Genomic DNA, 11944 nt, shown 5'->3' on the forward strand with positions numbered 1-11944 from the left:
GTTCTGTACCTTTTGTTTTGTTAATTCAGCAGGGTAAGGTATCACGTTCACAAACAAACCAGAAATAATTAGCGTAAGATCGATACGCAGGTATAGCCGTCGATAAAAGCATTATAAAGAGAGGGCGGATAGGATGTATAAGCAAGTTGATGAATTGGTTTTACTATTGCTATATTTGACATCATGGGAAGAGGATGAGCTGCCTGATGGAATAAAAAGAAGTTGGAAAGGTTATCCGTTCAGTTCCTTGGATGATTTGCAGGCGGATGATCTGATTAGGGGAAGCAATCATTCTAAATCAGTTTATCTGACAAAGGCAGGCATTGAAAAAGCAGAGTATTTGCGGAAAAAGTATCAAGTAGACAGATGAAAGATGTCACAGATAAATGGTTCCTTTTTGAGAACAGCCACCATAATTAAACAGAAGCAGTCCGATGAATGATTCCGGGCTGCTTTATTTTTTTTATAATGGCAGTTTAATAGAAAGATGTAGCGGGTATCTTTAAATTACAAGCAATTATTAGCTTATGTATAAATACGTTTGTTCCTCGGCCAGTTCTAACAGCAGTGCCTGTCTCATAAACTTCCAAGTAGACAACCAACAAGAAAAGGGTGATTCCAATGAAAAAAACTTTATTCGCAATTATGATCTTAATTCTCGGCTTTTCCTATACTGCGCCCGCTGGTACGGTTTCCGCGGCAGTGAACAGCGGACTGTCTCCAGACGATGGGTTAATCCTGACCTATTCACCTTCATTCACCGCTCCTGCAAAGGAAACATTCCATGTGAAGAAGGAAGGGACATTTACGTATTTACACAATAAAAAGAGTCAGCACTATCCCGATTTGGCCAATTTAGTATATATTGAAGACAATTTCGGACTGTCGGCCAGTTTAGGTTATTCGGATTTTGTATTTGTAAGTACGCCTTACCCGCTAAAGCAAGGATCCACTTTCATGCAAAGTGATCACTTTGATGACTATAAAGTTCTCATTGAAAATACGGCAAAGACTGTAAAAGTAAAAGCCGGTACTTTTAAAAATACAGTCATTCTGAAATATCCGGACGGTTCCCGGGTGTATCTCGTTAAAGGAATCGGCATGATTAAAATCACGGATGCGGCCGGAAAAGTGACGACTGAACTTGCAGCTGTTAAAGCAGGGAAATAATTTTCCATCATAGCTGTGAATCCTTATTGAAAATCCCGTCATTTTAGAACTGACGGGATTTTCTATAGTGTAAGAGAACTAGCATCTGGACATTCACTCATCTGAATGAATTTCTGGAAAGAAGCACAGACTACATATAATTTTATGGAACTTGCTGCATGCAGTAAATTTCGTAAGTTAGAGCGTGAAAACAGCAGCTGAAAAAGTATGATTACTAATCAAAAATTTACAAGGTGGGACTTACATTGAATCTAATACACGTCAGAAAAGGCCAATTCGTTTATTATAACCATAAGCTGCATCAAGTTTATTCGGTGAAAGCTTTTTTTAAGCAGTCCATTCACTTGATTCGGCTTGAAGATTTTGAACAGCAGCTCGCAACGGCTAAAGAAATTACTTTGTATAAACCAAAGCATATGGACAGTTTTATGGTGAACCATAAACGCTACACATTGCACAAAGACGTGAAGGCCAAAGTTGGCGATTACATTTTAATCATCAATCCCCAGCCGGATTCCTTGGATCATCACCATCTTCATGCGATAGAAATGGTGTCTTCTATTGAAGCGAATGGTGTCATCAGCAATAAATCAAACGGAATAAAACATAACGAGTATTGGGTTATGATACCGGGGCTAGAGGAAGGCGCGACTATTATTGATAGGGAATATCCCGATGCAAATTATTTAACGGAACAGGAAGAGGAAAAGCCGGAAATCAGTATGCCTGGATCGTATACACCTAAAATAGGCGATGTGTATCAATGTAACTATAGTGAACCAGTCATTCAGGCGATGGTCGTCGCGATTCAGGAGGAGACAGTCTTTTTAGGCGGAGATCTTGAAGTGTCAATGGATGAGCTGACTGATGCTGAATCCTGGAGCTTTGTGCACAGCATACTGAATCGGTGATTTGTGAGCTGAGCCATATGTAAAGGTACCTGTGCAAAACAGGTACCTTTTTGACGTTACATTTCTATTCCCGCTATCCCAAATCCTCCGGGCCCGGAATGTGTAGAAATCATAGCACCCGCTTCAATCCACATACTCTGTTCGAATCCCATTTCATATGCCACTTCATTGATTCGTTGTTTGACCGTTTCGCTGAGTCCGATGGAGTAGATAAAGTAAATTTGCTGGCGGTCGATATCGTACTGCTGCAAATAATCGAGCAGTAACTTTTCAGCAACTTTGCTCATTTTACCATGATATTTTTTAGTGGAAACCAGCTTACCTTCAACTAATTCAATACATGGTTTTATTTTCAGCAAAGCCCCTCCAAGATAGGCCATATTGCTGACTCGTCCGCCTGCTCTTAAAAAATCCAAGCTGCCGGGAAGAAAAGCCAGTCTGCTTTTAGGGATTTTTGATTCAATTCTTTCCAGCAGATGAGCCGGAGCAATATCGGGTTCTTTCTCCAGCAAAGCAGCCGCATACATGACCACTGCAGCTAATCCGCCTGTAACATTTAACGCATCAAGTAAATATATATTTTCTTCATCTTCCGCCGCCAGCAACGCATTTTGAAAGGAAACAGATGCTTTAGACGTATACCCGACATGAATGATGACGCTGTCAGGATATTCCGTTCTAATCTTCTTGAAAAACTCCTGATATTCATGGACATTCGTCGCCGACGTGGAAGGGATCTTTTTCGTACGGTCATAATAATCGTAAATTTCTTGTACGGGCAGATGGCCGTCTAAATAGTCTTGGCCCTCCATGATGACGTGCATGGGTATTACTTGAATATTATATTTTATTGCCAAAGATTCCGGCAGATCGGCTCCGCTCTCAGTCGATAAAATGATTCTTCCCAATGGATATCGCCCCCAACTTTCATTCTATTAATCCAGCTTAGTAAATTTACTTTAACTATACAGTAAAAGTGGCGGGGATATGTCGAAAGATTTGAAATGATTGAAGGGGATAGCGGGATCATAAAAAAAATGGATCAAGCGGTATGCTTGATCCAAATCTTTTTTGGTGCCTGTGTACGAAACAATCATGTTTGTTTAAACATTCATGAAAGTTCGAACAAACGTGAATGGTTGAACTTTCACGTTTGTTTTGTGCACAGGCACCCTTTATTGCTGCATTTTACCCGCTGTATAACCGCCATCTACTGCAAGTGTGACGCCGCTGATTGATTTTGCAAGGTCTGAGCATAGGAATACGACAGCATTGGCTTGTTCTTCTGCCGTAGACATTCTTCCGGCTGGAAGTGATTTCAGAACTCCCTCGTATTGTTCGGTATTAGATTTAGACCAATGCTCAATTGCTGGTGTTATAGTGGCACCAGGTGCAATGGAATTAATAGTAATGCCTTTTTGTCCGTATTCCAATGCAACTGATTTGGTTAAACCGGCAATTGCATGTTTAGATGCAGTGTAGGGAGCCATGTTCGGTGAACCTTCAATACCAGCGCCTGACGCTGTATTGACAATTGCACCACCGCCAGATTTCAGCATGGCGTTTATTTCATGCTTGATGCAGTAAAAAGTGCCGTACAGATTTACTTGCAGTGTAATATCCCAATCTTTTGTTTCCATTTCACCGATCGGTACAAGACCCTTGTTAATGCCAGCATTATTGTGTGCAAAGTCCAGCTTGCCAAATGTTTCAACTGTTTTATTCACGAGTGCGATTACCTGCTCTTCGTCACTGACATCACATTTTAAAAAGGCCGCTTCACCGCCGTTATCTTTGATCATTTGTACGGTTTCCTGCCCGGCTTCTTCACTGACGTCGGACACCATGACTTTTGCGCCTGCTTTTGCCAATGCGATTGCAGCAGCTCTGCCGATTCCTGAGCCTGATGCTGTGACTAATCCTGCTTTTCCTTCCATCATTCCTGTCATGAAAAACACTCCTTCATAAAGTATTATTTGTTTTTATTACTAAATCATGTACATTATTAGCTTCCTTCATTAAGACAATATACGCCCCAAAACTAGTTAAATCAAACATTTAGTTTAATGGCTAACTATTTCTCTGCTGTAAGTAAGTGTGAGCTTTCCGATCAGGATGAGTACATAGCATAAAAACTGAATCAAATAGACTTTCTCCTAATAAAAATGGTTTCTTTCCGCATTTTTGGGGAAGGCTTTTAGTATGTGAATATTTTCTTTTCGAGAAGGATACGAAATCTTATATTGAATTAATGAAGGAGGGGTTCTGTTGGATATGAACACTAATGGAAAGAATAAGGATCAGCAGGAGATGCAACGTAAAACACTAACAACGCGCCAAGGCCATCCTGTGAGAGATAATCAGAATATCCGTACTATTGGTGACCGAGGTCCCGCTACACTTGAGAATTATCATTTTATCGAGAAGATCTCCCATTTTGACCGAGAAGAAATTCCTGAACGTGTCGTCCATGCGAGAGGTGCCGGTGCATTCGGGTACTTTGAAACGTATGGCAAGGCCGGGGACGAACCAGTGGAAAAATATACTCGGGCCAAAGTGTTTTCAGGCGAGGGGAAAAGAACACCGCTATTGGTTAGATTTTCGACTGTAGCAGGAGCGAAAGACTCTCCTGAAACTGCACGAGATCCACGGGGATTTGCAGTGAAAATGTACACAGAAGACGGGAACTGGGACTTAGTCGGGAATAACTTGAAAATTTTCTTTATCCGGGATGCGATGAAGTTTCCCGATATGATCCATGCGTTCAAAGCTGATCCTGTATCGAATATACCGAATCCACAGCGGATGTTCGATTTTGTTTCACGCTCGCCAGAAGCGATGCACACCATTACCCTGTTATTTTCACCTTGGGGCATCCCGGCGACTTACCGCCACATGCAAGGGTCTGGCGTAAACACGTATAAGTGGGTGAATGAAAAAGGGGAAGCTGTATTGGTGAAATATCATTGGGAACCTAAACAAGGTATTCGCAATCTGCTGCAAGAGGAAGCAGACGCGATCCAAGCGAAGAACGTTGGACACGCTACACAAGATTTATATGAAGCGATCGAGCGGGGGGACTATCCGGAATGGGAATTGTTTGTCCAGATTATGGACGACGATTATCATTCGGAACTCGATTTTGATCCTCTCGATAATACGAAGATTTGGCCGGAAGATCAGTTTCCTTGGTTACCGGTCGGGCGCATGGTATTAGATCGGAACCCGAAAGATTATCATACGGATATTGAGCAGGCTGCTTTCGGAACCGGGGTGCTGGTCGACGGAATGGACTTCTCGGATGATAAAATGCTGCAAGGCCGCACATTCTCCTATTCTGACACGCAGCGTCACCGGGTAGGCACCAATTACTTGCAATTACCTGTCAACGCTCCTAATACAGAGGTCCATACGAACCAACAGCGCGGGCAGATGGATTATCGAGGCCCGAATGATCCGGATGAAAATCCGCATATCAATTATGAGCCATCCTTACTTGGCGGGCTCGAGGAAGCGCATGCTGACAACAGACCATTACACCGCCCGACATTTAACGCGGCTGCCATGAGTGCGCCGATCGAACGTCCTAATAATTATGGGCAAGCAGGTGAAACATTTAGACAGTTCGAGGAGTGGGAACGGGAAGAGCTGATCAAAAATCTTTCGGAAGCTTTAGCTGGATGTGACTCTCTTATTCAAGAAAAGATGGTGGAACATTTTACTCAGGCTGATAAAGATTATGGCCGCCTTGTCAAAGAAGGTATTGAGAGAGTAATGGAAGAATCGTTTGACACGAAGAAAGAAAAGATTGTTCCGGGTCGTGAGTCAGGAAAGACGAAATTTGGACAAGGAACGCTGAAGGCGAAAGAGGCTGCAGAAGACGCAGTCGATCAAGGACATGAGGCAGATCCTTATTAAAGCTGTAATATTGAAACTCCTACATTCACCGGATCACCGGATGTAGGAGTTTTTTTAGGTGATATCAGTATTAGTGAATCCTGATATCAGGTCACCTCATATTTAGATGCTATTCAGAATCTTGAGCTGTATGACATTTTGTGTTTTTATACAATTTGAATTAACTATATTTCCTGATCTTTTGATATTGTGTCTATCTTTGTATTATGACGTTAGGATCCTTCACGTATGGATGATTATCTGCCGTGGTCCTCGCAAATTCAGTTGGATTGTAGAAATAGATAGCCCGTTGCTTCAAAAGGTGAAGCAATCGGGCTATTTGTGCTGCGTGTCGAAAAGGTGCGCTTTTTTATATTACGGGCTTACTTTCCGCAAAGTGTTCCCTCTGGCTCTAACGCCATTTACTTGTCTCATAAACTCGAAAGTAGACAACTATCAAGGAGGGGAGATTCCAATGAAAAAACTTATTCGCAATGATCGTCTTATTTCTCGGCTTTTCTTATGCCGCGCCTACCAGTACAGCGGCGGCTGTCAATGGGGGCCTGTCTCCAAGCGCGGCTTAATCCTGCCGTATTCACCTTCATTCACCGAACCTGCAAAAGAAACTTTTTACATGCAGAAAGAAGAGACATTTACGTATTTATACAATACTGTCGGCAGGTGTCGGTCACACAGATCTTGTTTTTTAAGTGCAGCCTATCCGCTAAAGCAAAGCTCAACTTTCATAGAAAGTTGAGCTTTGATGACTATAAAGTTCTCGTTGAAAATACGGCAAAGACCGTAAAGTTAAAAGCCGTTACTTTCAAAAATATAGTAATTCTGAAATACCTGGACGTCTCCGCTTATACCTTGCTAAAGGAATTGGCATTATCAACAGCACTAATGCCGCCGGAAAAGTGACGACTGAACTCTTTGCTGTGAGGGCAGGGAAGTGATTCACATTATAAGGGAGTGGTCATTGATTTAATGAGGCACTTTCAAGGTACTGAAGAATGCGATAGAAGAATGGATTCAGTAAGGGGGAAAAACTTGAAGGTGATCTTCCTGAGGCTTTACAAAAAGTCATATGTTCTGGAAGGAAAAACTGAACAAATGGAAAGGTGAAGTGTAATTTCGGTCAGGTTGCCCATAGACAATACATAATTACTCTTTAATACATGCGTATGTCCCCCCGTGTAGGCCCGGGAGATTTAACATTTCTCTTAAAGAAGTCCCTTTTCAAGGTGCCTGAAAAATGTAAACTAATGTAAGCGGGAGATGAATTTCGGTTGGCGTTTTCCGAGCTGGTTACTCTTTATTTTCATCCTCTATTATCGGCACGTATTTAAATATCTCTTTTGATTCAAACAGTAATGCTAATCTACGAATCCAGTCAAAGTATTGTAAGGATTCCTTAGAATCATCATATAACTTTTGTGCAGTTTGTTTTTCATCCTCTGATGATGATTCATCATCAAGGATTTGGGCTAGATCCCTTAATAGCCGATTTTCAATATGCACGTTTCGTTCGACAAGAGTGAACCAATTATTTAACAATAATGATATAAAAGTTTGGTAATAATCTTCCTCGACTATATAAGTGTCTTTCCGTGAACCTTTAACAAATATTTTCTCCGCAATATTTAAATCACTCATTTGTCGTAACACTTGACTCATTCTTGTCTTGCTCATTCCCGTTTTTTCGGACAATTCATCAAGGTTCATTGGTTTTCCTTCATAATGAATAATCGCCATTACTTTTCCGATTGTTCCGGCATGACCATATGATTTCACATTTTCGGCTACTTGCTCAATAATTCTGTTTTTTATTAAATTAATTTTATCATTTTTATCCATAAGTATCACATTCCATTTATAGTAATTTTTCGGAAAATGTCGATTGAAATCTAGCGTATATGTGTCTAATAGTTTACTTGCATTTTATTATAGTATAAAAAAGTTAGAAAAGAAACAACTTTGTGTACAATATAAACTTGAAATTGCACGAAGTTTATGATTATAATAGCTTTATTGTATTTTTTTATTCATTTAGAAAAATCATAGCTTTGATAAAAGAATAAAGGAGTGGTGAATATTTATATAGCAAAGCGAGTCATCACTATGCTGTTGACGATATGGGCAATTGCGACATTGACATTTGTCATTATGAAATTTATCCCGGGTGATCCATTTGCATCTGACTCCAGAGCGTTACCAGAAGAAGTTTTGCAAAACGTCAGAGCAAAATATAACTTAGATAAACCGATACCCATTCAGTATGCTTTATACATGAAAGATATGTTGGTGTTAGATCTAGGAGTGTCTTTGAATTCAGAAACAAGAACAGTGAATGACATTATAAAACAAGGAGCACCAATTTCAGCATTCATTGGATTACAGGCGATGGTCGTGGCTTCGATATTTGGAATCATTTTAGGGACTGTTTCAGCTTTGAATCACAGAAGATTCATTGATTACCTGGCAACCATTATTGCGATTATCGGAATATCGATTCCTAATTTTATTTTAGCCCCCTTTTTAATCAAATATTTTGCTGTAGATATACCTTTGTTTCCGGTTGCCAGATGGGGAACGTGGATGCATTCTGTTTTACCATCAATTGCATTAGCGGTCGCACCATTAGCCATAATTGCACGGTTTATGAGATCAAGTATGTTAGACGTTCTCAATCAAGATTACATAATGACCGCAAATTCCAAAGGTCTTCCTACATTTAAAATTTTATGGTCTCACGGTATCCGAAATGCAATTTTACCGGTCGTATCCTTCATTGGTCCGTTATTTGCCTCTTTAATTACGGGAACGTTTGTTATAGAACAAATTTTTGCCATTCCGGGTATTGGAAGATATTTTGTTGAAAGCGTTTTTAATCGGGATTATCCAGTTATTATGGGAACGACAGTATTTTTTAGTGCAGTATTAGTATTTATCTTATTTATCATTGATTTGTCTTATCGAGTAATTGATCCAAGAATCAAGCTAACGAGTGAGGGGGATGGAAAATGAGCAAAGAAGAAATTGATGATTCTTTATTTCAGCCGTTACAAAAAGACGGCAAATTTGCTGAAGATTCCATGCGTCCAAGCATTAGCGTATTTAAAGAGTCGGTGATTAATGTATTAAAAAACAAAATGGCTGTCATAGGTTTTGTATTTATAGTACTCATCTTTCTTTTAGCAATCTTCGGTCCCCATTTGGTTTCATATGGTCATACGGAGCAAGTATTGGAAGATGCTAATTTACCACCGTCTGCGGAACATTGGTTTGGTACAGACGACTTGGGCAGAGATATGTGGGTTAGAACGTGGTTAGGAGCGAGAGTTTCACTTACGGTAGGACTTGCTGCAACGCTAATTGATATTGTTTTTGGTGTCGTTATTGGAGGAATCGCAGGCTACGCGGCAGGAAGAGGGAAAATAGGCGATCGAATAGACGGTTTCTTAATGCGTTTAATAGAGATACTTTATGGGATTCCGTACTTATTAGTTGTGATTCTATTACTCGTTGTGATGGAACCAGGCCTATTTACCATTATTATTGCGCTTGCTGCCACTGGATGGGTTGGAATGGCCAGAATCATTAGGGGACAGGTTTTACAGTTAAGTACACAAGACTATGTACTTGCGGCACGGAAATTAGGAACCCCTCATTGGAAGATTATAGTGAAACACTTATGGCCAAACACGTTAAATATAATTATTGTAAATTTATCATTTACCATTCCAACAGCCATTTTTTCTGAAGCATTCCTCAGTTTTATAGGCTTAGGTGTACAAGCACCTTTTGCAAGTTGGGGAACTATGGCGAATGATTCGCTGAATGTGATTTTTAGTGGAGAATGGTGGCAATTGTTTTTCCCGGGTCTCCTGATTGCCATAACAATGTTTGCTTTTAATGTTTTTGGAGATGGAGTTCAAGATGCACTTGATCCGAATATAAATGAGTAGGAGGGATTGTGATTGGTAACTTGCTGGAAGTAAACCATTTAAATGTCGTATTCAAAACACATGGCGGTGAAGTCAAAGCTGTTAGAGATGTTTCTTTTCAGGTTGATCGCGGAGATATCGTTGCGATTGTAGGGGAAAGTGGAAGCGGAAAAAGCGTGACTGTGAAAACGATCGCAGGGCTGATGTCAGCTTCAAATGCTGAAATTAGAGATGGAAATGTTTTATTTGATGGCGAAGATCTTCTACAGATGTCTGATAAAGAGTTAAGGAAAGTTAAAGGTTCTAAAATGAGTATGGTCTTTCAAGATTCGATGACTTCTTTAAATCCAACTATGAAAATTGGAAAGCAAATTGAAGAAAGTATTAAAGAACATACGAACCTTCCTAAAAATAAGCGAAAAGAACAAGTGATTACTATTTTAAAGAAAGTCGGAATTCCTAATCCGGAATTGCGTGCGGAGCAATACCCCCATGAATTCAGCGGAGGAATGCGACAAAGGGTAATGATTGCAATTGCCTTAGCATGTAATCCTGAACTGGTTATTGCTGATGAACCGACGACTGCTTTGGATGTAACAATTCAAGCACAAATATTAGAGTTGTTAAAAGACTTGCAAGCTAATTTTGATACGTCGATTATTTTAATTACGCATGATTTAGGTGTTGTAGCTGAGACAGCAGAGAAGGTGATCGTTATGTATGCCGGGATGATGGTTGAAAAAGCACCGGTCGATCAGATATTTAAACATCCAAGTCATCCATATACGGAAGGGCTTATTAAATCTATGCCGGATATATCGACGGATAAAAATGAACGGCTTATTCCAATAGATGGATCACCACCTGATTTGTTCTTTCCTCCTAAAGGATGTCCTTTTGTTGACCGATGTGAATATGCGATGGAAGTATGTGAACAACATATCCCGCCAGAGTTTAAAGTAAGATCCAATCACTATTCTCGTTGTTGGTTACATGACGAGCGAGCGGGTGTTAACCATTTGAGAGCAAGTAAAGTAGGTGAAGAAACTGACGGGAAATAAAAGAATAGTAGAAGTGAAAAATTTGAAGAAATACTTTCCTCAGAATAAAAATGAAAGTGTTAAAGCGGTGGATGATGTCAGTTTTCATGTGTTCGAAGGCGAAACGTTCGGATTAGTGGGTGAAAGTGGCAGTGGAAAATCTACTTTGGGAAAAGTGATTTCAGGAATTCTACCCGCAACTGAAGGCGAGGTTATTTACAAAGGGCAGGCGATCAATTCTTATCAAGGTAATGAAAAGAAAGAAGTGAATAAGGAAATTCAAATGATTTTCCAAGATCCACAAACTTCGTTAAATCCGCGTATGCGTATTTTAGATATTATTGCTGAAGGAATTGATGCTCATAAGATAGCTTCAGGGAAGAAAAGAAAAGAACTGGTTTATGCTTTAATGCAGCAGGTAGGCTTGAATCCTGATTTCATTAAGCGTTACCCACGTGAATTTAGTGGCGGGCAGCGTCAACGAATTGGAATTGCAAGGGCAATAGCGGTAGATCCTAAATTTATTGTAGCTGATGAGCCGATTTCGGCATTAGACGTTTCAATTCAAGCACAAGTTATTAACTTGTTTGAAGACTTGAGAATAGAAAAAGAGCTTACTTACTTATTCATTGCTCATGATTTAAGCATGGTGAAATACATTAGCGACCGGGTTGGTGTCATGTATTTGGGGAAAATGATAGAAATTGCTAAAAGTGAAGATTTGTTTGAAAACACGCTTCATCCTTATACGCAAGCTCTTATATCTGCCATCCCGAGTATTAAAAGTGCCAATAAAATCCAAGAAAGTAAAGAAAGGATTTTGTTGAAAGGAGACCCACCCAATCCGCTTCATCCGCCTAGTGGTTGCCGGTTTAGAACAAGATGCCCACACGCCATGGATATTTGTAAAGCGCAAGTTCCGGAAATGCAAGAAATGGAAAAAGATCATTGGGTCGCATGTCATTTATATAATAAATAA

Annotated in this window: 12 protein-coding genes; 9 read left to right on the forward strand and 3 right to left on the reverse strand. The window is 40.1% G+C overall.

From position 1 onward, the window contains the following. The first annotated feature begins 133 nt into the window (after positions 1 to 133). The 3 genes from NCCP2331_RS08535 (at position 134) to NCCP2331_RS08545 (ending at position 2081) form a co-directional block, all read left to right on the forward strand. Positions 134 to 370 carry a DUF6429 family protein gene (locus NCCP2331_RS08535; protein WP_251670003.1) on the forward strand — a complete coding sequence of 79 codons (237 nt, stop codon included), beginning with the start codon at positions 134 to 136 and terminating at the stop codon, positions 368 to 370. Positions 371 to 621: 251 nt separating this feature from the next. Continuing rightward, entirely contained in the window at positions 622 to 1170 is a 549-nt protein-coding gene (locus tag NCCP2331_RS08540; protein ID WP_251670005.1) for a hypothetical protein, read from the forward strand. 245 nt (positions 1171 to 1415) lie between these two features. Then, a complete protein-coding gene (locus tag NCCP2331_RS08545; protein ID WP_251670007.1) occupies positions 1416 to 2081 on the forward strand; it encodes a hypothetical protein in 666 nt (221 codons plus the stop codon). Between the two features lie 56 nt (positions 2082 to 2137). On the opposite strand, the gene NCCP2331_RS08550 is transcribed toward NCCP2331_RS08545, so the two are convergent. Both NCCP2331_RS08550 and NCCP2331_RS08555 read right to left on the reverse strand, forming a co-directional pair. Further along, the gene (locus tag NCCP2331_RS08550; RefSeq protein WP_251670008.1) at positions 2138 to 2989 is read right to left on the reverse strand and encodes a DegV family protein; all 852 of its coding nucleotides are present in this window, start codon (positions 2987 to 2989) and stop codon (positions 2138 to 2140) included. 267 nt (positions 2990 to 3256) lie between these two features. Further along, positions 3257 to 4030, reverse strand: a complete 774-nt coding sequence (locus NCCP2331_RS08555) for an SDR family NAD(P)-dependent oxidoreductase (RefSeq protein WP_251670010.1) — start codon at positions 4028 to 4030, stop codon at positions 3257 to 3259. A gap of 325 nt (positions 4031 to 4355) precedes the next feature. On the opposite strand from NCCP2331_RS08555, the gene NCCP2331_RS08560 reads away from it, so the two are divergent. Then, positions 4356 to 5999 (forward strand): catalase, encoded by a 1644-nt coding sequence (locus tag NCCP2331_RS08560; protein ID WP_251670026.1) that lies wholly within the window; start codon positions 4356 to 4358, stop codon positions 5997 to 5999. A gap of 454 nt (positions 6000 to 6453) precedes the next feature. After that, positions 6454 to 6735, forward strand: a complete 282-nt coding sequence (locus tag NCCP2331_RS08565; RefSeq protein ID WP_251670013.1) for a hypothetical protein — start codon at positions 6454 to 6456, stop codon at positions 6733 to 6735. Positions 6736 to 7286: 551 nt separating this feature from the next. On the opposite strand, the gene NCCP2331_RS08570 is transcribed toward NCCP2331_RS08565, so the two are convergent. After that, on the reverse strand, positions 7287 to 7835 hold the full coding sequence (locus NCCP2331_RS08570; RefSeq protein ID WP_251670015.1) for a GbsR/MarR family transcriptional regulator: 549 nt from the start codon (positions 7833 to 7835) through the stop codon (positions 7287 to 7289). A 237-nt stretch (positions 7836 to 8072) separates the two neighbouring features. Between NCCP2331_RS08570 and NCCP2331_RS08575 the strand changes: the two genes are divergently transcribed. Genes NCCP2331_RS08575 through NCCP2331_RS08590 form a run of 4 tightly spaced genes read left to right on the forward strand, consistent with a single transcriptional unit; the run spans position 8073 to position 11944 of the window. Further along, positions 8073 to 9005: an ABC transporter permease gene (locus tag NCCP2331_RS08575; RefSeq protein WP_264879241.1), complete on the forward strand. Its 933-nt coding sequence runs from the start codon at positions 8073 to 8075 to the stop codon at positions 9003 to 9005. Further along, positions 9002 to 9946: an ABC transporter permease gene (locus NCCP2331_RS08580; RefSeq protein ID WP_251670016.1), complete on the forward strand. Its 945-nt coding sequence runs from the start codon at positions 9002 to 9004 to the stop codon at positions 9944 to 9946. The genes NCCP2331_RS08575 and NCCP2331_RS08580 overlap by 4 nt, the downstream gene beginning before the upstream one ends. Before the next feature lie 11 nt (positions 9947 to 9957). Further along, a complete protein-coding gene (locus NCCP2331_RS08585; protein WP_251670030.1) occupies positions 9958 to 10986 on the forward strand; it encodes an ABC transporter ATP-binding protein in 1029 nt (342 codons plus the stop codon). Next, the gene (locus tag NCCP2331_RS08590; protein ID WP_285835516.1) at positions 10964 to 11944 is read left to right on the forward strand and encodes an ABC transporter ATP-binding protein; all 981 of its coding nucleotides are present in this window, start codon (positions 10964 to 10966) and stop codon (positions 11942 to 11944) included. The genes NCCP2331_RS08585 and NCCP2331_RS08590 overlap by 23 nt, the downstream gene beginning before the upstream one ends.

The organism is Sporosarcina sp. NCCP-2331 (assembly GCF_023707945.1).
Taxonomy (GTDB): domain Bacteria; phylum Bacillota; class Bacilli; order Bacillales_A; family Planococcaceae; genus Sporosarcina; species Sporosarcina cascadiensis.